This window comes from Rhodococcus cerastii, assembly GCF_033042195.1.
Taxonomy (GTDB): domain Bacteria; phylum Actinomycetota; class Actinomycetes; order Mycobacteriales; family Mycobacteriaceae; genus Rhodococcoides.
The window spans coordinates 32418-57388 of sequence record NZ_JAWLKF010000003.1; the positions used below are offsets into that span (position 1 = coordinate 32418).

The 24971-nt window shown below is 64.5% G+C and carries 21 protein-coding genes and 1 tRNA gene; 14 read left to right on the forward strand and 8 right to left on the reverse strand.

Going from position 1 to position 24971, the window contains the following annotated elements; genetic code table 11:
• The first annotated feature begins 8 nt into the window (after positions 1-8).
• Positions 9-2861, forward strand: a complete 2853-nt coding sequence (locus R3P93_RS07000) for an alpha/beta fold hydrolase (protein WP_149406082.1) — start codon at positions 9-11, stop codon at positions 2859-2861.
• The gene (locus R3P93_RS07005; protein WP_149406083.1) at positions 2858-3715 is read left to right on the forward strand and encodes an ABC transporter permease; all 858 of its coding nucleotides are present in this window, start codon (positions 2858-2860) and stop codon (positions 3713-3715) included. The genes R3P93_RS07000 and R3P93_RS07005 overlap by 4 nt, the downstream gene beginning before the upstream one ends.
• 6 nt (positions 3716-3721) lie before the next feature.
• Here the strand turns inward: R3P93_RS07005 and R3P93_RS07010 are convergent, their stop codons facing one another.
• Together R3P93_RS07010 and uvrB are read right to left on the reverse strand one after the other, a co-directional pair.
• A complete protein-coding gene (locus tag R3P93_RS07010) occupies positions 3722-4588 on the reverse strand; it encodes an SCO6745 family protein (RefSeq protein ID WP_068050988.1) in 867 nt (288 codons plus the stop codon).
• A gap of 19 nt (positions 4589-4607) precedes the next feature.
• Positions 4608-6770 (reverse strand): excinuclease ABC subunit UvrB, encoded by a 2163-nt coding sequence (uvrB, locus tag R3P93_RS07015; RefSeq protein WP_068050990.1) that lies wholly within the window; start codon positions 6768-6770, stop codon positions 4608-4610.
• A gap of 78 nt (positions 6771-6848) precedes the next feature.
• Between uvrB and R3P93_RS07020 the strand changes: the two genes are divergently transcribed.
• Complete coding sequence (locus R3P93_RS07020; protein ID WP_149406084.1) at positions 6849-7394, forward strand: DUF402 domain-containing protein; 546 nt, start codon at positions 6849-6851, stop codon at positions 7392-7394.
• 16 nt (positions 7395-7410) lie between these two features.
• Here R3P93_RS07020 and coaE read toward each other — a convergent pair whose 3' ends face one another.
• Positions 7411-8628 (reverse strand): dephospho-CoA kinase, encoded by a 1218-nt coding sequence (gene coaE / locus R3P93_RS07025; RefSeq protein ID WP_149406085.1) that lies wholly within the window; start codon positions 8626-8628, stop codon positions 7411-7413.
• Between the two features lie 129 nt (positions 8629-8757).
• Here coaE and R3P93_RS07030 point away from each other — a divergent pair, with 129 nt between their 5' ends.
• On the forward strand, positions 8758-8967 hold the full coding sequence (locus R3P93_RS07030) for a hypothetical protein (RefSeq protein ID WP_068050934.1): 210 nt from the start codon (positions 8758-8760) through the stop codon (positions 8965-8967).
• Between the two features lie 157 nt (positions 8968-9124).
• Here the strand turns inward: R3P93_RS07030 and rpsA are convergent, their stop codons facing one another.
• Positions 9125-10603 carry a 30S ribosomal protein S1 gene (rpsA, locus tag R3P93_RS07035; RefSeq protein ID WP_027497255.1) on the reverse strand — a complete coding sequence of 493 codons (1479 nt, stop codon included), beginning with the start codon at positions 10601-10603 and terminating at the stop codon, positions 9125-9127.
• Between the two features lie 215 nt (positions 10604-10818).
• On the opposite strand from rpsA, the gene R3P93_RS07040 reads away from it, so the two are divergent.
• Positions 10819-11646 carry a class I SAM-dependent methyltransferase gene (locus tag R3P93_RS07040; protein ID WP_068051863.1) on the forward strand — a complete coding sequence of 276 codons (828 nt, stop codon included), beginning with the start codon at positions 10819-10821 and terminating at the stop codon, positions 11644-11646.
• Positions 11647-11661: 15 nt separating this feature from the next.
• Here R3P93_RS07040 and R3P93_RS07045 read toward each other — a convergent pair whose 3' ends face one another.
• Positions 11662-12759 carry an isocitrate/isopropylmalate dehydrogenase family protein gene (locus R3P93_RS07045; protein ID WP_149406340.1) on the reverse strand — a complete coding sequence of 366 codons (1098 nt, stop codon included), beginning with the start codon at positions 12757-12759 and terminating at the stop codon, positions 11662-11664.
• Between the two features lie 10 nt (positions 12760-12769).
• Here R3P93_RS07045 and R3P93_RS07050 point away from each other — a divergent pair, with 10 nt between their 5' ends.
• From R3P93_RS07050 to trxA, 3 genes are all read left to right on the forward strand, one after another.
• Positions 12770-13276, forward strand: coding sequence for a 2'-5' RNA ligase family protein (locus tag R3P93_RS07050; protein WP_149406086.1), 507 nt, complete (start codon positions 12770-12772; stop codon positions 13274-13276).
• Between the two features lie 211 nt (positions 13277-13487).
• Positions 13488-14486, forward strand: coding sequence for a helix-turn-helix domain-containing protein (locus R3P93_RS07055; RefSeq protein ID WP_068051869.1), 999 nt, complete (start codon positions 13488-13490; stop codon positions 14484-14486).
• Positions 14487-14572: 86 nt separating this feature from the next.
• A complete protein-coding gene (gene trxA, locus R3P93_RS07060; RefSeq protein ID WP_037192657.1) occupies positions 14573-14944 on the forward strand; it encodes a thioredoxin in 372 nt (123 codons plus the stop codon).
• 84 nt (positions 14945-15028) lie between these two features.
• On the opposite strand, the gene polA is transcribed toward trxA, so the two are convergent.
• On the reverse strand, positions 15029-17770 hold the full coding sequence (gene polA / locus R3P93_RS07065; RefSeq protein WP_149406088.1) for a DNA polymerase I: 2742 nt from the start codon (positions 17768-17770) through the stop codon (positions 15029-15031).
• A 260-nt stretch (positions 17771-18030) separates the two neighbouring features.
• On the opposite strand from polA, the gene R3P93_RS07070 reads away from it, so the two are divergent.
• Genes R3P93_RS07070 through R3P93_RS07085 form a run of 4 tightly spaced genes read left to right on the forward strand, consistent with a single transcriptional unit; the run spans position 18031 to position 22255 of the window.
• Entirely contained in the window at positions 18031-19371 is a 1341-nt protein-coding gene (locus tag R3P93_RS07070) for a branched-chain amino acid ABC transporter permease (protein WP_068052133.1), read from the forward strand.
• Between the two features lie 7 nt (positions 19372-19378).
• The gene (locus tag R3P93_RS07075) at positions 19379-20368 is read left to right on the forward strand and encodes a branched-chain amino acid ABC transporter permease (protein WP_068052136.1); all 990 of its coding nucleotides are present in this window, start codon (positions 19379-19381) and stop codon (positions 20366-20368) included.
• Positions 20361-21458 carry an ABC transporter ATP-binding protein gene (locus tag R3P93_RS07080; RefSeq protein ID WP_255183226.1) on the forward strand — a complete coding sequence of 366 codons (1098 nt, stop codon included), beginning with the start codon at positions 20361-20363 and terminating at the stop codon, positions 21456-21458. The genes R3P93_RS07075 and R3P93_RS07080 overlap by 8 nt, the downstream gene beginning before the upstream one ends.
• A complete protein-coding gene (locus R3P93_RS07085) occupies positions 21455-22255 on the forward strand; it encodes an ABC transporter ATP-binding protein (protein WP_032394315.1) in 801 nt (266 codons plus the stop codon). Before R3P93_RS07080 ends, R3P93_RS07085 begins: the two co-directional genes overlap by 4 nt.
• A gap of 143 nt (positions 22256-22398) precedes the next feature.
• Here R3P93_RS07085 and R3P93_RS07090 read toward each other — a convergent pair whose 3' ends face one another.
• Both R3P93_RS07090 and R3P93_RS07095 read right to left on the reverse strand, forming a co-directional pair.
• Positions 22399-23733 (reverse strand): ABC transporter substrate-binding protein, encoded by a 1335-nt coding sequence (locus R3P93_RS07090; RefSeq protein ID WP_068052226.1) that lies wholly within the window; start codon positions 23731-23733, stop codon positions 22399-22401.
• Positions 23734-23906: 173 nt separating this feature from the next.
• Positions 23907-24539: an ANTAR domain-containing response regulator gene (locus R3P93_RS07095; protein WP_068052227.1), complete on the reverse strand. Its 633-nt coding sequence runs from the start codon at positions 24537-24539 to the stop codon at positions 23907-23909.
• A gap of 120 nt (positions 24540-24659) precedes the next feature.
• Here R3P93_RS07095 and R3P93_RS07100 point away from each other — a divergent pair.
• Both R3P93_RS07100 and R3P93_RS07105 read left to right on the forward strand, forming a co-directional pair.
• Positions 24660-24736: transfer RNA gene (locus tag R3P93_RS07100), tRNA-Leu, on the forward strand.
• Positions 24737-24794: 58 nt separating this feature from the next.
• On the forward strand, positions 24795-24971 hold the full coding sequence (locus R3P93_RS07105) for a hypothetical protein (RefSeq protein WP_188078653.1): 177 nt from the start codon (positions 24795-24797) through the stop codon (positions 24969-24971).

A 24971-nucleotide genomic window follows, 5' to 3' on the forward strand; every position in this document is an offset into this window, starting at 1 on the left:
TGGTTTGCATGCCGATTCCCCGCCCGCCACTGTCGAGACGGGCCATGACCGTCGGTGCCGCAGTGATTGCAGTTCTGGCGGTAGCCACTCTCGCATTCGTAGTCCTCCCCCAGGATTCGAGCGCCGACACATCCACGCGTGATGCGCGCATCACGCTACCGGACAGCCCCGGGTCGACGGGCACCGTCGACATCGACGCACGGCTCTACGCCCCTGCCGTCACCCCCGCGCCGACGGTGCTGCTCGCCCACGGCTTCGGCGGCAGCAAGGACTCGGTCGACGGTGAGGCACGTGACCTCGCGGCGCGCGGTTACACCGTGCTCGCCTACAGCGCACGCGGGTTCGGCGACAGCACGGGTTCGATCTCGCTCAACGACCCCGACCGCGAGGTCGCCGACGCACGCGGACTCATCGACTGGCTCGCCGAACAACCGGAAGTGGAACTCGACGCCCCCGGTGACCCGCACGTCGGTGTCGCCGGCGGATCGTACGGCGGCGCACTGGCTCTGAGCGCAGGCGGCACCGACCCCCGGATCGATTCGATAGCCGCAGCGATCACCTGGAACGACCTGGGTCAGGCGCTGTTCCCCAACTACGGCGTCACCTCCGCCGAGAGCCGAGAAGCCCTCGGCGACACCGCCACCCCCGCAGCTGCCGAATACGGCGGACCCGGCGTCCTCAAGCGCGGCTGGGCGGGAGTGTTCTTCGGAGTGGGCGCCTCCGGTGCAGCACCGGCCGGCGACGGCAACGGCAATGGCAATGAACCCGGCACCGCCGAGCAGGCATCCGCCTGCGGACGGTTCGCACCCGAGTTCTGCGACGCCTACACCCAATCCGCGGTGACCGGAATTCCCAGCCAAGAACTCCTCGATCTGCTCACGGCCCACTCGCCGGTCGCGGTGGCGTCGAACATCACCGCGCCGACCCTGCTGGTTCAGGGTAGCCAGGACACGCTGTTCGGTCTGGATCAGGCCGACGCGACGGCTCGTCAGATCGCGGCGGCCGGTGGGAACGTCACCGTGCGATGGTTCGACGGCGGTCACGACGCAGGTGGGACGGACGGCACGAGCGATCAGGCCATCGCCGACTTCTTCGACACGACCTTGCGTGAGAGCGATGCTGCTACAGATAGCCAGCCGTTCGTCTACTCCACTCAGCGGGCAGCCGACGAACGCGGCGGCGACCGCAACCGCCGAATGACAGCTCCTGACTACCCGGGGCTCATCCCCGACTCCGACCCCACCGAGACTCGATCGGTGACGTTCACTCCCGCTGCGGAGAACCAGTCGATCATCCGTCCGCCCGGAGCGTCGCCGTCGGCAATCTCGTCGATACCCGGTTTGGGCTCGGTGCTCTCGACCCTGGGATCGACCGGGGCCGGAGCAGCCCTGACCGCGGACCTGCCGGGCCAGTCTGCAACGTTCACCAGCGAACCCGTCGATTCGTCCGTGACGGTCACCGGTGTGCCGCGGGTGAATCTGCGGGTGGCGTCGTTGGCCTCGCCGGGTCAAGCGGTCCTGTTCGCGAAGCTCTACGACGTCGCGCCGAACGGCACGAGAACGCTTCCGGGCGGGGCTGTCTCGGCGATCCGCCTGCCCGACACCGAGGGCCTCGATCCCGTCGATGTCACCGTTGCCCTGCCGGGCATCAGCTACCTCGTCCAGCAGGGTCATCGCCTCGAACTGAGCATCTCCACCACCGATCAGGCGTACGCCGTGCCGCTCGAACCCGCACAGTTCAGCGTGGCCATGACCGACAACACCATCGCGTTGCCCACCGTCCCCGCGGAAGCGAGCGCCAACAGCACCGTTCCGGTGGCACCACTGATAGGCATCGGGATCGTCCTGCTCGCGGTCGCCGGTGCGATCGTGACCGGGGTCGTGCGGACCAGACGCCGCGCGGTCGCCGAAGTGGACGAGAGTCTGATCGACACTCCTCTGGTGATCACCGATCTGGCCAAGACGTACTCCAACGGCTTTCGCGCAGTCGACGGCGTCAGCTTCGAGGTGAAGCAGGGCCAGGTTCTGGGTCTGCTCGGGCCGAACGGTGCAGGCAAGACCACCACCCTGCGCATGTTGATGGGCCTGATCACTCCCACCGGTGGTGACATCAGGGTCTTCGGCCACAAGGTGACGCCAGGAGCACCGGTGCTGTCCAGGTTGGGCTCCTTCGTCGAGGGGTCGGGCTTTCTGCCGCACCTGACCGGAACACAGAATCTGCGGCTGTACTGGGAAGCGACAGGTCGCCCGATGGAGGACGCCCATGTCGAGGAAGCCCTCGAGATCGCAGACCTCGGCACCGCGATCGAACGCAAGGTCAAGTCGTACAGCCAAGGCATGCGGCAGAGGCTCGCCATCGCCCAGGCCATGCTGGGGTTGCCGGATCTGATGGTCCTGGACGAGCCGACCAACGGACTCGACCCACCGCAGATCAGGACGATGCGCGACGTGCTGATCAACTACGCGAAGACCGGACGAACCGTGTTGGTGTCGAGCCATCTCCTCGCCGAAGTGGAGCAGACCTGCACCCACGTGGTCGTCATGAATCGCGGATCGGTGATCAGTTCCGGCACTGTGCGCGAACTGACCGCGGCAGGCGGACAAACGGAGATCAGGGTCGACGACGCCGCCCGCGCGCAGTCGGTGCTCGGTACCTCCGGCCACGAGGGCGCAGTGATCGTCGACGACGGCACGGTGACCGTCGACCTGACCGACGCCGATGCCGCCGTCGTGATCCGAGAGCTAGTCACCGCGGGGATCTCGGTGCGCGGATTCTCGCAATCGACGCGCCTCGAAGACGTGTTCCTCGACCTCGTCCACCGAGACACCCCAGGGTCTTCCACCAGCAAGGATCGTTCATGAGCACCACACACGCAGACGGGCGCGCTGCCGGATACACCGGCGGCAGCACCTTGCCGTTCCGTACCGAGCTACGCAGGCAACTGGGACGTCGACGCACTCAGCTGGCGATCGGCTTCCTGGCGCTGCTGCCGGTAATTCTCGCCATCGCCTTCACGGTCGGCAGCTCGAGTGCCGACTCGGATGCCGATGGACTCATCGAGCTCGGCACTCGCGGCGGCATGAACTTCACGGTCTTCGCTCTGTTCATGTCCGTGGGATTTCTGCTGATCGTGGTGGTGGCACTGTTCTTCGGCGACTCGGTGGCAAGCGAAGCCTCGTGGTCGAGTCTGCGATACCTGCTGGCCATTCCCGTTCCCCGGAGTCGACTGCTGACGCAGAAGGCATTGGTGTCGGCGACGCTGTCCAGTGCTGCGATTCTGGTCCTCGTCGGGGTGTCCCTGCTGATCGGCACCGTGATGTACGGCGCGGAATCGTTGATCACCCCGCTGGGCGAGGGGCTGCCCTACGGCACCTCACTGGTTCGGCTACTGATCGCGGTCGCGTACATCGGCATCAACCTGCTGTGGGTCGCGGGCCTGGCCATGCTGCTGTCCGTGCTCACCGACGCCCCTCTCGGGGCCGTCGGCGGTGCGGTGATGACGTCGATTCTGATGCAGATTCTCGACCAGATCACGGCACTGGGATCACTCCGCAACTACCTGCCCGGGCACTACGCCAATTCGTGGATCGATGCATTCGGCACGAGCATCGACTGGAACGACTTGGTGGTCGGTTCGTTCTCGGCCGTCACGTACGCGGCACTGTTCGGGTTGATCGCGTGGCGACGCTTCGGCACCAAGGACATCACCAGCTGAGGCGGGCTACTTCTTCTTGATCGCGGGCCCGAACACACCATCCGGAATGACGCCCGCACCGACGATCGTCTCGCGCCACGGCGTCGCGAGCGAAACCAGCCGAGCGGCACCGTCCTCGCCGAGGGCGGCCCACGGTGCAACTGCGAGGTCGTTGGTGATGTCCTCGACCAACGTACGGAGATCTTTCCCGTCCTGGGTCAGCGCACCGTCGGACGAGAGCAGCTCACGGTCGGCCAGAGACGCGACCGCCCCGTCCCACTGCTCGGTCGACCATCCGCGACGCTTGCGGGCGAACTCCTTCTCGAAGCCGTAGCCGGTGGCGGTATGGGTGATGAGTGCTTCGAGACCGCTCAGTCCCGCCGTCTGCAGCGCCGCGAGGTGACCGTCGCCGCGGTATTCGCGGATCAGAGTCAGGGCGTGCCACAGCACGAGATGCGGAGCTGTCGGCCAGTCGAGCTCGGCATACGCGGCGTACAGGGGTCGGCCGTCGTCACCGGGAATGCCACGGGCTGCGATCGATGCCAGGTCTGCGGCCTCGGCCATGTCCGCGGACGTCAGGACCTCGGGCCCGAGCAGTCGGGCGAAGGCGGCATCGAGCGTGTCGTACCGGATTGCCATGATCTCGTCGGGCGACGCGATATCCCAGGCGGCCGGAATCAGCGGCGCGATCAGTTCACGATTGAAGTTGTAGAACGTAGCGGTGACGACACCTGCACCGACCCGCCCCAGAGGCGCTGCCCGGCCCGCGAAATAGCAGGCCCGCGGCGGCAACCCTGCGGCGACGAGAGCGTCCTGCGTCTCCGGAAGGAAATAGGTCATCGAGTGAATGAGCTCGAGCGCGCGAGAGGTGCGGCCGGCGGTGGTTGCGTCCATCGTTGAACCGTAACCGAACCTATTTGAGGCCTGCTGCATCCATCCCGCGCAGCTCCTTCTTCAGATCCTGGATCTCGTCGCGCAGTCGGCCGGCGAGCTCGAACTTGAGCTCGCGTGCCGCGTTCATCATCTGATCGGTCATGTTCTTGATCAGATCGGCCAGTTCGGCGCGGGGCATCGACGAGACGTCCTGGCCCTCGTACACCCCGGTGCTGACCGACCGGCCCGCCTCGCCCTGCGCTCGCCGACCCCGGCTGGCGTTGCGCCCGGATCCCCCGACTTCGACGACCGACTCGGTGTCCTCGGCTTCCTGGTACACCTGGTCGAGGATGTCGGCGATCTTCTTGCGCAGCGGCTGAGGGTCGACGCCTCGTTCCTTGTTGTACGCGATCTGCTTCTCACGCCGACGCTCGGTTTCCTCGATCGCGTAGGTCATGGAGTCGGTCATCTTGTCGGCGTACATGTGGACCTCGCCGGAGACGTTTCGGGCGGCACGGCCGATGGTCTGGATGAGGCTGGTGCCGCTCCGGAGGAAGCCTTCCTTGTCGGCGTCGAGAATCGCCACCAGCGAGACCTCGGGCAGGTCGAGACCCTCACGGAGCAGGTTGATGCCGACCAGCACGTCGTACTCGCCGAGTCGGAGCTGCCGGAGCAGTTCGACGCGGCGCAGCGTGTCGATGTCGGAGTGCAGGTAGCGGACACGAATGCCCAGTTCGAGCAGGTAGTCGGTCAGATCCTCCGACATCTTCTTGGTAAGCGTGGTCACCAGCACACGCTCGTCCTTCTCCGCGCGTTCTCGAATCTGATGGACCAGGTCGTCGATCTGGCCCTTGGTCGGTTTGATGACGACCTTGGGATCGACGAGTCCGGTCGGACGGATCACCTGCTCGACGAACTCTCCCCCGGTCTGGCCCAGCTCGTACTTTCCCGGAGTTGCCGAGAGGTAGACCGTCTGACCGATCCGCTGAGTGAACTCCTCCCACGTCAACGGCCGATTGTCGGTCGCGGACGGCAGGCGGAACCCGAAGTCGACGAGGTTGCGCTTGCGGGACATGTCGCCCTCGTACATCGCCCCGATCTGCGGAACCGTCACGTGAGACTCGTCGATGACGAGCAGAAAGTCCTCGGGAAAGTAATCGATCAACGTGGCAGGCGCGGTACCTGCACCGCGTCCGTCGATGTGCCGCGAGTAGTTCTCGATACCCGAGCAGAACCCGACCTGCTTGATCATCTCCAGGTCGTATTGCGTCCGCATCCGCAGCCGCTGAGCCTCGAGCAGCTTTCCCTTGCCCTCCAGCTCCGCGAGCCGACCTTCGAGTTCGGCTTCGATGTCCTTGACGGCCCGTTCCATCCGCTCCGGCCCGGCAACGTAGTGCGTGGCCGGGAAGATGCGCACCGAATCGACCTGCCGAACGATGTCGCCGGTCAGCGGATGGAGGTAGTACAGCGCTTCGATCTCGTCGCCGAAGAACTCGATGCGAATCGCCAGTTCCTCGTAGGACGGAATGATCTCGACCGTGTCACCACGAACTCTGAACGATCCGCGGGTGAAGGCCATGTCGTTGCGGGTGTACTGCACGTCCACGAGCAACCGGAGCAGCGCGTCACGCTGCACTTCGACGTTGACCTCCAGCTCGATCGACCGATCGACGTACGACTGCGGGGTACCGAGACCGTAGATGCACGACACCGACGCCACCACGACCACATCGCGGCGCGAGAGCAGAGATGCCGTCGCCGAGTGCCGCAGCCGCTCGACATCGTCGTTGATCGACGAGTCCTTCTCGATGTAGGTGTCGGTCTGCGCGATGTACGCCTCGGGCTGGTAGTAGTCGTAGTACGAGACGAAGTATTCGACTGCGTTGTTGGGCAACATGTCTCGCAGTTCGTTCGCCAACTGCGCCGCCAAGGTCTTGTTCGGTGCCATCACCAGAGTGGGGCGCTGCAGCTTCTCGATGAGCCAGGCAGTGGTGGCCGACTTACCGGTACCGGTGGCACCGAGCAGTACGACGTCCTTCTCGTCCGCCTTGATCCGCCGTTCCAGCTCGGCGATGGCGGTCGGCTGATCGCCTGCCGGCGTGTGTTCGCTGACGACCTCGAACGCCGGTCCGGTGCGCTCGATTGCGCCTACCGGACGGTGCTCGGAGTGCGCGACAACGGGATGTTCGGATGCAAACGCCATTTCACAAGCGTAGACGCGACCACCGACAAGTTCCGTCGGGCAGACCCCGGACGTCGGTTCCCGGTAGCTTCTACAGGCATGGTCGCTCACACGTCAGCCGGTGCGCACACCGTCGTTCATGCCCCCAAGCACGAGACGTTCGACCTCGTCGCCAAGACGAACGTGGATCCCAAGGGGTTCGTCCGTGTCGTCGACGAATACCGCGTCGAGCCGTGGGGGCTGTACATGGCCCGCCCGTCCGATCACGCCCACTTCGACTACCTGGAGTCCTGGTTGCTGCCCGCTCTGGGGCTACGGGCCTCGGTGTTCCACTATCTGCCCGCACACGCCCGCGATCAGGACTACTACGTCGACATCGGCGAGTACACCGCCGGCGCCACCCGATGGACATCCGTCGACCACTATCTCGACCTCAGCGTGCGTACCGGCCGCGATTACGACCTGCTCGACGTCGACGAGCTGTTCGACGCTCGGGTGGCGCACCATCTCGACACCCCCACGGCCGAGCTCGCGCTGGCCAGATCGATCACGGCCATCGAAGGACTGACGCGGCACGACTACGACCTGAACGCGTGGCTCGCATCCCTCGGAATGCCGACCGAGTGGAACGGCAAGCCGTCCTGACTCGGTCGGCCCCGATTCACGCGGTCCAGTCGGTCTGCTCCGCCCACTGCCATGCCCGACGGTATGCCACATCGAACCATGGGGCTTTCGCGTTCTCGTAGGCCTCGATGGCCGAGCCGAAGTCGGTGATACCGGCAGCGGCCTCGGAGGCGCGTCGCTTGATTCCGGCGTACTCGGTGGTGATGTTGTCGTCCGCTCGCAGCCAGTCCCGGAACAGCAGGGCGAACGTCTGATTCGGCCAGCCGTCGACCCGGATATGTACGTTCGCCGGCCGGCCGGGGTCTGCGCTGCCGTGAAAACGCTTGGCCCACACGGCAGGATCGGCTTCTCCGCCGATTCCGTATGCGGGCTTTGGATAGTCGAAGTTGCTGGCCTCTCGCCGAGGGAACCCTGCCACGCGCAGCTGCTCGGCGACAGCATCGGCGTCGTCGAGCCCGCGCACGGTGATCTGAATGTCGATGACATCCTTCGCGTCGAGACCGGGCACCGCGGTGGAGCCGATGTGGTCGATTCGGACCGCTCTGTCCGCGCAGGCAAGGGCCAGGCGCGAGATGATGCGTCGGGCCTGCGATTCCCACGTGGGGTCGGCCGTCACCTGTTCCGGATGAACGCGCGCGATGATCCCCTCCCTGATGTTGCGCTCGAAGGGAATCAGGCGCTCGTTCCACAGGGCTCGGACGACGTCGTCGACGCTGCCTGGCGCACCGGTGTTGTCGATCCACACGTCTGCTGCAGCGCGGCGCGCATCATCGGTTGCCTGCGCTGCGATCCGCGCGCGAGCGTCGGCCTCGGGCATGCCTCGCTGTCCCGTCAGACGACGCACCCGTTCCTCGGCGTCGACCCACACGATGACCACGAGGTGAAAGAACGGGCCCATCGATCCCTCCACGAGGAGCGGAATGTCCTGCACCACTACGGCATCCGGCGCTGCACCGTCGATGATCGCGGCGGTGCGCTCGCCGACCAACGGATGAACGATGGCGTTGAGCTTCTTGCGGGATTCCTCGTCGCCGAATGCCTTGGTCGCCAACGCCGGACGGTCGAGCGAGCCGTCGGGTGCGAGAATGTCGACTCCGAAGGTGTCCGTCAGTCGTTGCAGCCCAGGCGTTCCCGGCTCCACGACTTCACGGGCAAGCACATCGGAGTCGACGAGCACTCCCCCGAGTTCGGTCAGCACCTTGGCAACGGTCGATTTTCCGGCACCTATTCCACCGGTCAGTCCCAGTCTCAGCATGCAACCAGTCTGACACTCGAACACGCCGAATCACACCAGCCTCAAATGCACCGTTTTCGGAGGTGGGTCGGTTATCTTCGACGGGCGAGACCTCGATGTGCCGACCCACAGCTATTGAAAAGGACACCCATGCGAAGCAATCAGATCCAACCGGGTCGGCACCGCCTTGGCATGGATGCAGGCGTTCATTGCATTCTCATCCCGGAAGTAGCCTCGGCGTTGGCCGACCATCGGCGTAACTGGTTCACCAACCTCCTGACCCCCGCCCGCCACAGCTTCGCCAGCATGCGCAAGCGCACGGAGAGCGTCGGCCAGTGGAGTCCAGCCACCGCCGCGTAGTTCGCACTCCCCCTCACACATGGGCCCGGTTCATCGGAACCGGGTCCATTGTCGTGTCCGCAGCTTCTCTGCTCCCCTGATTCGAAACGAGAAAGCCCCGGTTCTCACGTGGAGAACCGGGGCTCGGTGTCACACCCTCACGGGTGGACCACTTCTATCAGGCGTTGCCCGACAGCTTCTCGCGAAGTGCAGCGAGCTGCGCATCGCTGGCCAGCGAACCACCGGTCGAGGCCGGAGCCGACGCTGCAGGAGCGTCGCCTTCTGCATCGGCGGGGGCCTGACCCGACTCGGAGGAGTAGTTGGTGTTGGCGGCTTCGGCAGCTTCGTCCTTGGCCGTCTTCTCCATCTGAGCGGTGTGCATCTTGTGGCGACGCTCCGCCTCGGCGTAGCGACCTTCCCACTCTTCACGCTGCTTCTCGTAACCTTCGAGCCATTCGTTGGTCTCGGAGTCGAAGCCCTCGGGGAAGATGTAGTTGCCACCCTCGTCGTACGAGTCGGCCATGCCGTACTTGGACGGATCGAACTCTTCTGCGTAGTCCTCGTTGGCCTGCTTGAGGCTCAACGAAATCCGGCGACGCTCGAGATCGATGTCGATGACCTTGACGAGTGCGTCGTCGCCGACACCCACGACCTGGTCCGGAACCTCCACGTGGCGCTCGGCCAGCTCGGAGATGTGCACGAGGCCCTCGATGCCCTCTTCGACGCGCACGAATGCACCGAAGGGAACGAGCTTGGTGACCTTGCCGGGCACGATCTGGCCGATCGCGTGGGTGCGAGCGAACTGGCGCCACGGATCTTCCTGAGTTGCCTTGAGCGACAGCGAAACACGCTCGCGGTCCAGGTCGACGTCGAGAACCTCGACGGTGACCTCGGTGCCGACCTCGACAACCTCGGACGGGTGATCGATGTGCTTCCAGGACAGCTCGGAGACGTGCACGAGTCCGTCGACGCCACCCAGGTCCACGAAGGCACCGAAGTTGACGATGGAGGACACGACGCCCTTGCGGACCTGGCCCTTCTGGAGCTGGTGCAGGAACTCGCTGCGGACCTCGGACTGGGTCTGCTCGAGCCATGCGCGGCGCGACAGGACCACGTTGTTGCGGTTCTTGTCGAGCTCGATGATCTTGGCCTCGATCTCCTTGCCGACGTACGGCTGGAGGTCGCGGACGCGACGCATCTCGACGAGCGAGGCGGGAAGGAAGCCACGAAGACCGATGTCCAGGATGAGTCCACCCTTGACGACCTCGATGACGGTGCCCTTGACGGCCTCGTCCTTCTCCTTGAGCTCCTCGATCGTGCCCCAAGCGCGCTCGTACTGAGCTCGCTTCTTGGACAGGATCAGACGGCCTTCCTTGTCCTCCTTGGTGAGGACGAGTGCTTCGATCTCATCTCCCACGGAGACGACCTCGTTGGGGTCGACGTCGTGCTTGATGGAGAGCTCGCGGGAAGGAATGACGCCTTCGGTCTTGTAACCGATGTCGAGTAGAACCTCGTCACGATCGACCTTGACGATGGTGCCCTCGACGATGTCACCATCGTTGAAGTACTTGATCGTGGCGTCGATGGCGGCGAGAAAATCCTCTGCGGAGCCGATATCGTTGACGGCTACCTGCGGTGAGGTTGTGGTTGAGGGCATGTGTTGAGTTGCTCCGGACGGGTTGGGTATCGGTTGATGGATGTTCGGTCGGACTTGGTGAAACGTGTGCAACACGAGCATCTTCGGCGAATCCGTTGCCGGATCCGTGTGCGCCGAGGTCGAGGGAACCCGACCTGGGCGCAGCATGAACACACTCGCGTTGAACAGGGTACGCGATGCCGCAGTACCAGCACAAACCCGGTTAGAGTCGGCGTGTGACCGATCTTTCCACACCGTCGTCCACTCCCGGCCGCGGCCGAATCGATTCGGTCGCGAGTGACCGCGCGAGTCGTCTCTGGTGGGATTCCGACGCCGAGAGCTACCACCGTACGCACGGCGCGTTTCTCGGAGTGTCGACCGAATCCGGGGAGTTCGTCTGGTGCCCGGAGGGGCTGCACGAGGGCGACGTGCATCTGCTGGGCGACGTCGCGGGCAAGGACGTCCTCGAAGTGGGCTGCGGCAGTGCACCGTGCGCCCGCTGGCTCGGAACCCAGGGTGCGCGCGCGATCGGTCTCGACATCTCGATGGGCATGTTGCAGCGCGGCGTCGATGCAATGGCCGCGGGCGGGTCGACGGTTCCGCTGGTGCAGGCCAGTGCCGAGTCCTTACCGTTTGCCGACGAGCGGTTCGACATCGTCTGCTCGGCCTTCGGTGCGGTGCCGTTCGTCGCGGACTCCGCCAATGTGATGAAGGAAGTCGCGCGGGTACTGCGGCCGGGCGGGATCTGGGTGTTCGCCGTCAACCATCCGATGCGCTGGGTGTTCCCCGACGATCCCGGGGTCGGCGGTCTGACCGCTACGATTCCGTACTTCGATCGAACCCCGTACGTCGAATACGACGCCGACGGGACTCCCAACTACGTGGAGCACCACCGGACGATCGGTGACCGCGTGCGCGAGCTGGTCGCCGCAGGTCTCGAGGTGCGCGACATCGTCGAACCGGACTGGCCGGAATGGCTCGACCGCGAGTGGGGACAGTGGAGTCCACTGCGCGGGCAACTCTTTCCGGGCACCGCGATCTTCAGCAGCCGCAAACCGCTCTGACCGAGTGCGCCGCGATCAGCGCCGGTGCACCCGGGCTTCCACGGCCTCGGTGAATGCGCTGGTCGACGCCTGCCCACCGAGGTCGGCTGTCGCGACCCCGGATTCGACCGTGGCGTCGACGGCGTCACGGATCCGGCCGGCGGCCGCGGCCAGCCGATCGTCCGTGTGGCGCGGGGCGAGCCACTCGAGCAGCATTGCAGCGGACAGGAAGAGTGCCGTCGGATTGGCCCGGTTCTTCCCTGCGATGTCCGGGGCCGACCCGTGCGAGGCCTGCGCCATCGCCTGGGTTTCCGAGGAGTTGATCGACGGCGCGGTGCCCAGCGACCCGGACAGCTCACCTGTCAGATCCGACAGAATGTCACCGAACATGTTCTCGGCCACGATGACGTCGTAGTCCTCGCCCCGCCGAACCAGGTGCGCCGCGAGCGCGTCGACGTGCTCCTCGGTGACCTGGACGTGAGGAAATTGCTCGCCCACGGCGCGGCACGCATCGCGGAACAGCCCCGTCGTCAGCGACAGCACGTTGGTCTTGTGCACGATGGTCAGTTTCCTGCTGCGTTGCTCGGCCAGCGAGAATGCCTCACATGCAATGCGTTCGCAGGCCGCGCGCGTGAACACTCCGACGGCCAACGCCACATCGGGAGTGGGCATGAACTCCCCGCTGCCGACGAACATGTTGCGATCTGCGTAGAACCCCTCGGTGTTCTCCCGCACGACCACCAGATCCATTCGCGGGGACAGCGCCCGTACGCCGGGCAGTGCCTTCGCCGGCCGGATGTTGGCGAACAGGTCGAATTTCTTGCGAATCCGTCCGCCTGGAGTCAGTTCGGATCGGAACGGCTCCGGATACGACGCGCTGTCGTGTGGACCCAGAACCCAGCTTTCGAGCTCGCCCAGTTCGTCCAGCGTGCTCCCGGGTACCGGCGTTCCGTGCTGGTCGATGGCGTCCATGCCCAGCGGGAGGCGCACCCAGTCCACGGCCGGGCCGCCGACGGACGCCAGGGCCGCGTCGACCACCCGGATCGTCGCGGGCACTATCTCGTGGCCTATCCCGTCGCCCGTCATGGCCCCGATCCTGAGCGTCGTCGTATTCCGGCCGTCAGTCTGCGACATCATGGGCTCCATGGTGCAGTCCGCAGAACTACTACTCGACTCCGGCCTCGACGCTGCGGTGCGCCGCGAGTGGGCGGCGCTGTCCGAGGCCGGGCTCCCGAGCCAGAACCGCCACCGCGGTGAGTCGAATCGCCCGCACGTCACCGTCGCAGTGGCGTCGTCGATGCCGACCGCGGTGGACGATGGCAATGCGGTCCGATTCGATCCGTTCGATGTGCGCCTGGGCGGGCTCGTCGTGTTCGGCGGTCGAACGATCACCCTGGCGCGACTGGTCGTTCCGTCGAGCGAGTTGCTCGATCTGCACGCCCGGATGCACGAGGCCGTGGGCGAACGTTCGCTCGACCACCTCGAACCCGGCCGATGGACACCGCACGTGACGGTGGCTCGCCGGTTGACGCCCGAGGAGGCAGGAGCGGCGGTGCGCCTGCTCTCGGCGGACATCGACGATCTGGTGGGATCTGCGGTTGCGCTGCGCCGGTGGGACGGCGATGCCAAGCGCGAATGGCGGATCGGCTGACCCCGGGCACCCTAGAACCGGAAGTCGCCGAACTGGGTCACCTCCGCGTGGGTATCGGGAGCGAGGCCTGCGAGCACGAGGACGTCGAGGGCCAGGAACAACAGCACAACTACCAATACAATTGTCATGCCGCTAGCCTTCCAACCTGCGAAGAATGCGCACGAGTGGCAGTAAGGCCATATATCGACGACTTTCTGCCATACTTCTTTTCATGCTGAAACGAGTGGTTGTCGCGCTGATGCCGTTGACCGAACAGTTCGAGTTGGGCGTCGCCTGCGAGGTGTTCGGATTCGATCGCTCGGACGAGGGCCTACCCACCTACGACTTCTCTCTGATCGCAGGTGTCCCCCAACCGATCCGTACCCGCGTCGGTTACACCATCGACGTGCCGCACGATCTCGACAGTCTCGACAGCGCCGATCTGATCATCATTCCGGCCGGTGGCACCGAGACGGCTGTGGACGGCAGCTTCGTGTGCGGAACCGAATACGACGCATCCATCGAACCCCTGCTGGCCAAGCTTCGCGCAGCGGTGGAACGAGGCGCGATGGTCGCGAGCCTGTGCAACGGTGCTTTCGTACTCGGCAAAGCGGGACTTCTCGACGGCAGACCCTGCACGACGCATTGGCGGCACTCCGCCTCACTGGCCGCAAAATACCCCCTGGCACAGGTGGATCCGAACGTCCTCTACGTGGATGCGGGCAACGTACTCACCAGCGCAGGGACGGCAGCCGGAATCGACCTGTGCCTGCACATCGTGCGCAAGTACCAGGGCAGCGTCGTGGCCAACGGGATCGCTCGCCGGATGGTCGTTCCTCCGCATCGTGATGGCGGCCAGGCTCAATTCGTCACCAGTCCGCTGCCCGCCACTCGTACCGAGACACTGGCTCCCCTGCTGGACTGGATGACCGAGAATCTCGACTCCGAGCTGACCATCGGTCGACTGGCGGCGCGGGTGAACATGTCGGCGCGAACCTTCGCCCGCAAGTTCGCGGCCGAAACCGGAACCACACCCGCGCGCTGGCTCAACGACCAACGAGTACTGGCGGCGCAGCAGCTGTTGGAGAACTCGGATCTGCCGATGGATTCGATCGCCGAGGTGGTCGGTTTCGGCAATGCCGCGGCCCTGCGGCAGCATTTCGTGAGGTTGCGATGCACCACGCCGAATGCGTATCGCCGCACGTTCCGTGCCGCACCCCAGCCCGCCTGATACAGGCGCTCCGACCCGACCGGGATGATTCCGGTCAATACCTGCGTTGAGACACACCAGAAGCGCAATCAATCGAAAGGGACCGCGTGGCCACTCAGACTTTGACCCAGCAGAATTTCGACGAGATCGTGACGAACAACGACGTGGTGTTGGTCGATTTCTGGGCGTCCTGGTGCGGACCGTGCCGCCAGTTCGCGCCGACGTTCGAGAAGTCGTCCGACGCGCACCCCGACGTGGTGCACGCCAAGGTGGACACCGAGGCCGAGCAGGGACTTGCTGCCGCGGCGCAGATCCAGTCGATCCCGACGATCATGGCGTTCCGCGAAGGAATTCTGGTGTACGCACAGCCCGGTGCACTGCCTGCGCCGGCGCTCGAGGACCTCGTCGGTCAGATCAAGGCACTCGACATGGATGTCGTGCGCCAGCAGATCGCCGAGCAGGCTCCCGCGGCGGAGTAGTTTTTCGCCGCTGCACACGACGCGAAGGGCCGCTCACCGAATTCGGTGAGCGGCCCTTCGTCGTTCTTCCTGCGCGGCCTCGAATCAGTGCGCAGCGGCATCCCAGCTGCGGCCGGTGCCGACCGAGACTTCCAAGGGCACCGACAGTTCGATGGCCGAGGACATCTTGTCGCGTACGAGCGCTTCGACTTCCTCACGCTCGGATTCGACGACCTCGAGCACCAGTTCGTCGTGGACCTGCAACAGCATTCGTGACTTCAGCGTCGACTCCGCCAGTGATCGGTGCACGTCGATCATCGCGACCTTGATGATGTCTGCGGCGGTGCCCTGGATCGGGGCGTTGAGAGCTGCCCGCTCGGCGACCTCGCGGCGCTGACGGTTGTCGCTGTTGAGATCGGGCAGGTAGCGGCGCCTGCCGTACAGCGTGGAGGTGTATCCGACCTTGCGCGCTTCCTCGACGGCGTTGCGCAGGTAGTCACGGACACCACCGAACCGCGCGAAGTACGCCTCCATCTGCTGCTTCGCCTCGTCGGTGGAGATCTTGAGCTGCGCGGCGAGACCGAATGCGCTGAGTCCGTAGGCCAATCCGTACGACATCGCCTTGACCCGGCGACGTAGTTCGGGGGTGACCTCCTCGATCGGCACGCCGAATGCCCGGGCACCGACGAAACTGTGCAGATCCTCGCCGGTGTTGAACGCCTCGATCAGACCTTCGTCGCCGGATACGTGCGCCATGATGCGCATTTCGATCTGGCTGTAGTCGGCAGTGAGCAGCGTGTCGTATCCGGCCCCGACGACGAAGCCGTCACGGATGTGGCGTCCCGCCTCGTTGCGTACCGGAATGTTCTGCAGGTTCGGCTCGGTGGACGACAGTCGTCCGGTGGCCGCGACCGTCTGGTTGAACGTGGTGTGAATGCGTCCGTCGTCGGCGACGGATTTCAGCAGGCCGTCGACCGTGACCTTCATCCGCGTCGCGTCCCGGTGATCGAGCAGGAATTTCAGGAACGGATGCTCGGTCTTCTCGAACAGCCCCTGCAGCGCATCGGCATCGGTGGTGTACCCGGTCTTCGTCTTCTTCGTCTTGGGCATGTCGAGTTCCTCGAACAGCACCACCTGCAACTGCTTTGGAGATCCGAGGTTGATCTGCTTGTCGATCACGCCGTAGGCGGAGTTCGCGGCCTCGTCCACCTGCGCGGCGAATCCGGACTGCAGCGCGCGGAGGTGATCACCGTTCACGGCGATACCCGTTGCCTCGACATCGGCCAACACCGTCAGCAGCGGCAGCTCCATCTCGGAGAGCAGGGTGGTCGACTCGATGGCGGCGAGCTCGGCGTCCAACGCATCGGCCAGGTCGATCACGGCCCGCGCCTTGAGAATCTCTCCCTCCGCGAACGCCGCATCGGCGGTGTCCTCCGCGTCGAGCAACGACATCTGACCTTCTCCCGCATCCTCGACGCGGAGTTCGCGCTTGAGGTAGCGCAACGACAGGTCGTCGAGATTGAACGATCGCTGACCGGGCCGCACCAGGTACGCCGCCAGCGCGGTGTCGGTGGTCAAGCCGCCGAGGGTCCAGCCGCGCCCACGAACCGCATGCAGAGCCCACTTGGCCTCGTGCAAGGCCTTGGGTTGCGCTGCATCTGCGAGCCAGGCCGCGAGTGCCTGCTCGTCGGATTCGTCCAGAGCGGTCGTCGTGACGAACGCGCCCTCGCCGTCGGCCGCGGCGATCGCCACCGACGTCGCATCGCTGTCGAACGGCCGACGCGGGCCGAGAATCGACAGCCCACTACGCCTGCCGTCGGCTGCGTGTTCCGCGAGCCATGCGGCCAGTTCACCCGGTGCGACGATGCCGCCGCGGACGTCGAACCCTTCCTCCGCCTCGGGTTCGACCGACGCGAGTGTCTCGAACAACCGGTCCCGCAGAATGCGGAACTCCAGGTCGTCGAACAAGGCGTGGATCTTCTCGCGGTCCCACGGAGCGAGTTCGAGCTGATCGGGGGTGTAGGGCAACGGCACATCTCGGACCATCTCGGTGAGCTCGCGGTTGAGCACCACGCTCGACAGGTTGGCGCGCAGTGCATCTCCCACCTTGCCCTTGACCTTGTCCACGTTGTCGACAAGGGCGGTGAGGGAACCGTATTCGATGATCCACTTGGTCGCCGTCTTCTCGCCGACACCAGGAATGCCAGGAAGGTTGTCGCTCGGGTCTCCGCGCAGGGCCGCGAAGTCAGGGTACTGCGACGGCGTCAACCCGTACTTGGTGGCGACCTCGTCGGGAGTGAACCGAGTCAGATCCGAGACGCCCTTGCGCGGATACAACACCGTGACGTTGTCGGTCACGAGCTGCAGCGCATCGCGGTCGCCGGTGACCACCAGGACGCGGTAGCCGAGCGCCTCTGCCTGGGTCACCAGAGTGGCGATGATGTCGTCCGCCTCGAAGCCGGCCTCTGCCATCACCGGAATACCCATGGCCCCGAGTACGTCCTTGGTGATGTCGACCTGGCCGGCGAACTCGTCCGGGGTCTTGCTGCGGTTGGCCTTGTACTCGGGGAACCGCTCGGCGCGGAAGGTCTGCCGCGAGACGTCGAACGCCGCCGCGATGTGCGTCGGTTTCTCGTCCCGCAGCAGATTGATCAACATCGAGGTGAACCCGTACACGGCGTTGGTGGACTGACCGCTGGTGGTCTTGAAGTTGTCCGCAGGCAACGCGAAGAAGGCACGGAACGCCATCGAGTGGCCGTCGATGAGCAGCAACGTGGGCCGCTCCCCGCCCGCCTTCGCGTCGGTCTCGGCTGCGGGCGCTGCACTTTTCTCCGTTACTGGGCTCACGGTTGACCAGTCTAGGGAGCGGGTCCGACAACTCGAAGCCGGATGCAGGCGCCGCGACGCGATCGCTCTCACGGCGCGCGTCGTGCACCGCGAAACACAACCGATACTTTCCGGAAATCTCAGTCGCCGATTTTGCGTCGTTTCAGCGGATAGAGTCCGACAATTGCAGTAAATCCCCAACCCGTGACTCAACGACAACCGTCCGGAGGACGTGCGTGGCTCCAAATGTTCGATGGACCAGAAAGGTGCAACCGCCGAGGTTGCGCGCAAGATCTGCCGTTCGGCTCTTCCAGCGAACACTCCTACTCGCCGTTCTGAGTTCCATTGCCGCGCTGCTGTTCAGTGCGCCGGCATTGGCCCAGGAACCTACCCCCACTCCCCCGGCAGCACCGGGGACCAGCGCCGAACAGGCACCGCCTGCGGACGCGGTCAGCGTCGCCGGATCTCTCAACAACGGTGGCGAAAGACTCATCGGCGTCGATGTCGCGGCGCTGGACGCGTCCGGCTCCGAAGTCGCCCGCACCACCAGTGAAACCGGCGGCCGGTGGACCCTCGAATTGTCTCCCGGCACATACACATTCCAGGTGGTCCAGGAAACGCTCCCCGACGGCGTCAGCGTTCAGGGCGAGGTCCAGCGCGATGTGGAGGCCGGGCGTTCCAACACCGTCATCTTCTCGTTCGGCGAGGCCAGAACCGCCACCAGCATTCCGTTCTACGAGAAGTTCGTACGCACTACGGTCGACGGCTTTCGCTTCGGCCTCGTCATCGCGCTCGCCGCGGTCGGACTGAGTCTGATCTTCGGCACCACCGGTCTGACGAACTTCGCGCACGGAGAGATGGTCACCCTCGGTGCCGTCGCGGCGTGGTTCTTCAACGTCAGTGTCGGGATACAACTCATCCCGGCCACGCTGCTGGCGATCGTCGTGGGAGTCGCGATCGGCTGGCTCAACAACGCTCTGATATGGCGGCCGTTGCGCAAACGACGGACCGGCCTCATCGCACAGCTCGTGGTGACGATCGGCCTCGCAATCGCACTGCGCTATCTCATCCTGATCTTCTTCTCGGACCGCTCCGAACCCTTCGACGACTACCAGGCTCAGACCGAGAACAACTGGGGTCCGCTCTCGATCACCAACGTCAACCTCGCCTGCATCGTCATCAGCATCGTCGTTCTGGTCGGCGTCGCACTGATGTTGCAGCGCACCAAGATCGGCAAGGCCATGCGTGCGGTTGCCGACAACCGGGACCTCGCTGCGTCCTCCGGCATCAACGTCGAGCGCGTGGTCACGTTCGTCTGGTGCCTCGGCGGCGGCCTGGCTGCCCTCGGCGGCGTGTTGTTCGGGCTCTCCGAACTCGGCGGTCGCGTCCAGTGGGAGATGGGCTTCAAACTCCTGTTGCTCATGTTCGCCGGCATCACACTCGGTGGACTGGGAACGGCCTACGGCGCCTTCCTCGGTTGCGTCATCGTCGGTCTGCTCGTGCAGTGGTCGACGCTGGTCATCAATCCCGATCTCAAATACATCGGAGGGTTGCTCGTCTTGATTCTCATCCTCGTCGTCCGTCCACAGGGCATCCTCGGCTCGCGACAAAGGATCGGGTGACCTTCACATGGATATCATCGGCGCACTTCAGATCTCACTCGCTCAGCTGGTCGGCCCGTCGGCCATCTTCTACGCTCTACTCGCCATCGGCCTGAACCTGCACTTCGGTTACGCCGGACTGCTCAACTTCGGTCAGATCGGCTTCGCACTGCTCGGCGGCTACGGCGTCGGCATCACCACGATCACCTACGAACAGCCGCTGTGGCTGGGCATTCTGGTCGGCCTCGCTGCAGCCGGGTTACTGGCCCTGGTTCTCGGCATTCCGACGCTGCGACTGCGAGCCGACTATCTCGCGATCGTCACCATCGCCGCCTCGGAAATTCTCCGATTGGTGTTTCGGTCCACCGCAACGGATTCGGTGACCAAATCCACCAACGGCATCACCGGCTTCGCCGGCCCGTTCACCAGCATGAGCCCGTTCGAGGGTGGTAAGTCCTACGAATTCATCGGCGTGCGGTTCCTCGGCAACGATCTGTGGGCCATGCTCGTCGGCTGGACGCTGGTCCTGCTGCTGTGCGGCGTGGTCTACCTGCTGACGCACAGCCCGTGGGGACGCGTCCTCAAGGCTGTCCGTGAGGACGAGGACGCAGCCCGTTCGCTGGGCAAGAACGTCTTCGTCTACAAGATGCAGGCACTGGTTCTCGGTGGCGTCATCGGCGGTATGGGCGGTGTGTTCAACGCACTGCAGACCCAATCCATCAACCCGGACTTCTACTCGACGGCGCAGACATTCTTCGCCTTCGGCGCACTGATTCTCGGTGGGGCGGCAACAGTGTTCGGCCCGGTACTGGGCGCGATGCTCTTCTGGTTCCTGCTGTCCATTCCCGATGCGATTCTGCGGCAATTGATCTCCGGCGACGACCCGGTGCTCAATCTCACCGGCGCTCAGGTCGGTGCCACGCGATTCGTGCTCCTGGGAATCCTGATCGCCGTCTTGATGGTGTTCAGACCTCAGGGCATTCTCGGCAACAAGCGAGAGGTTCAACTCAATGCCTGACCCGAGCAAGGATGCTGCTTCAACGGCCGCACCGAGCAAGAAAGCAAGCACACTCGAATCACGCGCTGCGCAGGCGTTGTCGAGCGATCAACGCGCCGCCCTGTTCGCCGGTGTTCCCAACGAACCCGGCGCACCGAAACCGGACGCCACGATGGTCGTCGACGGCGTCTCGCGCACCTTCGGTGGCCTCAAGGCCGTCGACGTGGCGCACCTCGAGATTCAGCGGGGCTGCATCACCGGACTGATCGGGCCCAACGGCGCAGGCAAGACCACCCTGTTCAACCTGCTCACGGGATTCGATCGACCCGACACGGGAACCTGGTCGATGGACGGTCAGGAACTGGGCCGGATGCATCCGCACCAGGTGGCACGCAAAGGTGTGGTGCGCACGTTCCAGTTGACCAAGGCGCTGTCGAAACTGACTGTGCTGGACAATGTTCGGCTGGGTGCGACGGGTCAGCGCGGTGAGCGCATGATCAACACCTTCATGCCGTGGACGTGGAAGGCCCAGGAACGTCAGATCACCGAACGCGCCTACGAGCTACTGGGCCGCTTCAAGCTCGACGCCAAGGCCGACGACCTCGCCGGCTCGTTGTCCGGCGGCCAGCGCAAGCTGCTGGAGATGGCGCGTGCGTTGATGACCGATCCGTCGGTGGTCATGCTCGACGAGCCCATGGCCGGGGTCAATCCGGCTCTGACGCAGTCACTTCTGGGGCACATCAAGTCGCTTCGCGACGACGGTATGACGGTGGTGTTCGTCGAGCACGACATGGACGTCATCCGCGACATCAGTGACTGGGTGGTGGTGATGGCTCAAGGCAGCATCATTGCCGAGTCCACCCCCGAGGAGCTCTCCAACAACGGAGCCGTCGTCGACGCGTATCTCGGTAGCCATCACGATCAGGCTCTCGAGTTCGATGCCGACGGCAATCCGGTCGGTGCCACAGCGGAGCTGGCGGAGGCACTGAAGAAGGCCGAGGCCGAGGAACTCGAAGCGGGAGGCGACCTCTCGGAGCCGGAGTTCGCCCGCCCGATCGCAACCGACGGCACCGAAGGCGGCTCGCACCGGGCCAAGGAGGACGACCGATGAGCGAACAGACATTGACGCCGGCGGAATTCGCCGCGACACCCGAGGAACATGCTCGACTCGCCGAAGGTGCACTGCTGCGCGCGGACGGGTTGGTGGCCGGATACATCCCCGGTGTCAACATCCTCAGCGAGTGCAACTTCTTTCTCAACGACGGCGAGATCGTCGGCATCATCGGACCCAACGGTGCCGGGAAGTCGACTCTCCTCAAGACCCTGTTCGGTCTGGTCGCCGTCCGTGAGGGCAGCGTCAAACTGCGCGGCGACAACATCACCTCCGCAGAAGCGCATGTGTTGGTCACCAAGGGAGTCGGCTACGTTCCGCAGACGCAGAACGTGTTCCCGTCACTCACCATCGAAGAGAACCTCGAGATGGGAATCTATCTGCGTCCCAAGAAGTTCGGTGAGCGTTTCGAGTTCGTCAGCGAGCTGTTCCCGCTGCTCGGCGAGCGCAAGAAGGTCAAAGCAGGCGCGCTGTCCGGCGGCGAACGACAGATGGTCGCCATGGGACGCGCACTGATGATGGAGCCGTCGGTACTGCTGCTCGACGAGCCGTCGGCCGGATTGTCTCCGATGTTCCAGGACGAGGTGTTCATCCGCTGCAAGAAGATCAATGCAGCGGGCGTCTCGATCATCATGGTCGAGCAGAACGCTCGTCGCTGCCTCCAGATCTGCGACCGTGGCTATGTACTCGATCAGGGCCGCAACGCCTACACCGACACCGGTCCGGCATTGATGAACGACCCGAAGGTGATCGAGCTGTACCTCGGCACACTGGCGGGAAGCAAAGAGAAGAAGTAGCTGCTCGGCAAACGACGACGGCCCCGGTTCGACATCGAACCGGGGCCGTCGTCGTTGCCGTCGAACGTGTGACACCTACGAAAACCTCTGGGCCCGAGTCCTGATCGAGGACTCGGGCCCAGAGGCCGTGTGACAGTTACAGATCACTCACCGACGACGATGTAATCTTCCGTCGTCAGGGTGTTGTCCGGTCCGAAGACCAGGTTGCCGTAGGAACCGGTGGCGGGCTCTCCTGCGTCACTGAAGTTCAGCGCGCCGGTGATTCCGTCGTAGTCGATATCGGTTCCGGCCTTGACGAGCGGAAGGCACTCGGCGTAGCTGGTGCACTTGGTGCCGTCCTTGGTGACGCTGTTGATGTTGGCCGCGATGTCGGTACCTGCCGTCGACTTGGCCTGCTCGGCAGCCAGCGCCGAGATGATCACTGCGTCGTAGGACTCACCCGCGTAGTTGAAGTCCACCAGAGCCGGATCGACGACCTTGAGACGATCCTGGAATCCGGTGCCGACATCGGTCAACGGAGTGGTGCCGCGCATCGTGTCCAGCAGACCCGCTGCGACCGACTCACCGAGGGCGTTGCCCATGTTGCCGTCGACGCCGTAGACCAGCGTGCCGTCGGACGGTCCGATGCCGATCTCGTGCATACGGGTGATGATCTTCGCGGACTCCTCGAAGCCGATGATGGCCACGGCGTCCGGGTTGAAGTTCTTCACACCGTCGACCTCGGCGTTGAACGACTGTGCGTTCGGGTCGTAGATCGTGGTCTGGATCTGGTCCGCCGCGATGCCCGCCTCTTCGAGGTTGTCCGCGGTGTTCGCGGCCAGGCCCGTGCCGTACGGGTCGTTGAGCGCGAGGATGGCGACGCGCTGCGCACCGTCCTGGGCGATCAGCTGGGACAGGGCCTGTGCCTGCAGCACGTCGGTGGGTGCGGTACGGAAGTACTGCCCCTTGTCCGGGTAGCAGACGAACTGATCGGACGTGTTGGCCGGCGAGAACTGCACGACGCCTGCGCTGGCGATCTTGTCGATGACCTTGAGCGAGACCGAGGACGACGCTGCACCGACGATGACGTCGGAACCGCCGGCGAGCAAGCGGTCCACCGTGGTGTTGGCGGTATCGGTCGTCGTGTCGCCCGAGTCACCGGGGATGAGCGTGACGGGCTGCTCGAGGACGCCACCGGCTTCGTTGACGTCGTTGACGGCCAGCTGCACACCGGCAACTTCGGGCGGGCCGAGGAAGGCCAGGGTTCCGGTCTCGGGGAGAAGGGTTCCCACCACCAGCGGGGCCGTGTCCGGGGTTGCCCCGGCAGTGGCCTGCTCGGGCGTGCAGTCGGTGGAGACGGTCGTTTCCGCGGCTGCAGTGCCGCCGCTGGCACTGGTGGAGTCGGTCGAGCCCGAGTCGTCGCTCGACGAACAGCCGAACAGTGCGAGCGAGGTAACGCTCAGCACCGCAGCCGTGCGGACATAGGTCCGAATTGCCATCTAGGTTCTCCTTGAAATTGCTCGTCGATGAAGCGCACCTGAGTTACATGTGGCTCACGTGTGGGTCAGACGCTAATGCGCGGAGCCGATTCGCAAGGCCTAGAACGACGCTCGTGACCTGACTGTGACCTAGAGAGTCGAAGTTTTACGTGGCCGTAGCTTTCGCCGGCCGATCAGCTTTCTCCCACGGGCTTGTTCGCAGGGGTACCGAGCGTGTCGATCACGACCTCCGCGACGGCCTTCATCGTGGTCCGGCGATCCATCGCGGCTCGCTGAATCCACTTGAACGCCTGCGGTTCTGTGAGCGATTGCGATTCCATCAGGATGCCCTTGGCCTTCTCGATGAGCTTGCGCGTCTCGAGCCGATCCTGCAGGTCGACGATCTCGGATTCGAGGGCGGAGATCTCACCGAAACGACTGGCGGCCAACTCCACCGCAGGCATCAGATCGGCTTTGGTGAACGGCTTGACCAGATACGCCATGGCCCCGGCATCGCGCGCTTTCTCCACGAGTTCGCGTTGACTGAACGCGGTGAGAATGACGACGGGCGCAATGCGCTTCTCTGCAATCTCCGACGCCGCATCGATTCCGTCCCGACGCGGCATCTTCACATCCATGATGACCAGATCGGGACGCAGTTCGACGGCCAACTCCACCGCCTGCTGACCGTCGGCCGCTTCACCGACCACGTCGTACCCCTCCTCGCGGAGCATCTCCACGAGGTCCAATCGGATCAGGGATTCGTCCTCTGCCACCACCACACGAAGCGGGGGCTTGCCAGTACCGTGCGCACCAGGAGCATTCATCTGTATCGGTCTCCTTTGACAGTCATCGCCCATCAGGGCCGTCGAGCATCTGAAGGGTACCGGTGCGCGAGGCCGAAAGCGCATCTTCTAAACTCGTCAATCGTTGCTTGAAAGACGCCAGCCCTCGTATCCCAATTGGCAGAGGAAACGGATTCAAAACCCGTCCAGTGTGAGTTCGAGTCTCACCGAGGGCACCACAGCAGCCACGAATCGGTATCGGTAAAGGCCGCTCGTGATCGCGCCTACAGTGGAGTGATGTACATACCCAGCAGTCTTCGATGCCACGACACCAGCGCGGGCAATTTGTGCGCAGCGAAGGTCGACCATCGTTTCGGGGATTCGGCGGACCAGTCCGCCCAGTGGGTCTTCTACACCTGCAGCGCCGATTCCACTCACGAGACCGGTTACGTCGACCGCCTGGTCACTGCCTGA

Coding starts and splice junctions, on each gene's coding strand:
- R3P93_RS07000 (WP_149406082.1), top strand. CDS start 9: ATGCCGATTCCCCGCCCGCCACTGTCGAGACGGGCCATGACCGTCGGT.
- R3P93_RS07005 (WP_149406083.1), top strand. CDS start 2,858: ATGAGCACCACACACGCAGACGGGCGCGCTGCCGGATACACCGGCGGC.
- R3P93_RS07010 (WP_068050988.1), bottom strand. CDS start 4,588: ATGGACGCAACCACCGCCGGCCGCACCTCTCGCGCGCTCGAGCTCATT.
- uvrB (WP_068050990.1), bottom strand. CDS start 6,770: ATGGCGTTTGCATCCGAACATCCCGTTGTCGCGCACTCCGAGCACCGT.
- R3P93_RS07020 (WP_149406084.1), top strand. CDS start 6,849: ATGGTCGCTCACACGTCAGCCGGTGCGCACACCGTCGTTCATGCCCCC.
- coaE (WP_149406085.1), bottom strand. CDS start 8,628: ATGCTGAGACTGGGACTGACCGGTGGAATAGGTGCCGGAAAATCGACC.
- R3P93_RS07030 (WP_068050934.1), top strand. CDS start 8,758: ATGCGAAGCAATCAGATCCAACCGGGTCGGCACCGCCTTGGCATGGAT.
- rpsA (WP_027497255.1), bottom strand. CDS start 10,603: ATGCCCTCAACCACAACCTCACCGCAGGTAGCCGTCAACGATATCGGC.
- R3P93_RS07045 (WP_149406340.1), bottom strand. CDS start 12,759: ATGTCGCAGACTGACGGCCGGAATACGACGACGCTCAGGATCGGGGCC.
- R3P93_RS07050 (WP_149406086.1), top strand. CDS start 12,770: ATGGTGCAGTCCGCAGAACTACTACTCGACTCCGGCCTCGACGCTGCG.
- R3P93_RS07055 (WP_068051869.1), top strand. CDS start 13,488: ATGCTGAAACGAGTGGTTGTCGCGCTGATGCCGTTGACCGAACAGTTC.
- R3P93_RS07075 (WP_068052136.1), top strand. CDS start 19,379: ATGGATATCATCGGCGCACTTCAGATCTCACTCGCTCAGCTGGTCGGC.
- R3P93_RS07080 (WP_255183226.1), top strand. CDS start 20,361: ATGCCTGACCCGAGCAAGGATGCTGCTTCAACGGCCGCACCGAGCAAG.
- R3P93_RS07085 (WP_032394315.1), top strand. CDS start 21,455: ATGAGCGAACAGACATTGACGCCGGCGGAATTCGCCGCGACACCCGAG.
- R3P93_RS07090 (WP_068052226.1), bottom strand. CDS start 23,733: ATGGCAATTCGGACCTATGTCCGCACGGCTGCGGTGCTGAGCGTTACC.
- R3P93_RS07095 (WP_068052227.1), bottom strand. CDS start 24,539: ATGAATGCTCCTGGTGCGCACGGTACTGGCAAGCCCCCGCTTCGTGTG.
- R3P93_RS07105 (WP_188078653.1), top strand. CDS start 24,795: ATGTACATACCCAGCAGTCTTCGATGCCACGACACCAGCGCGGGCAAT.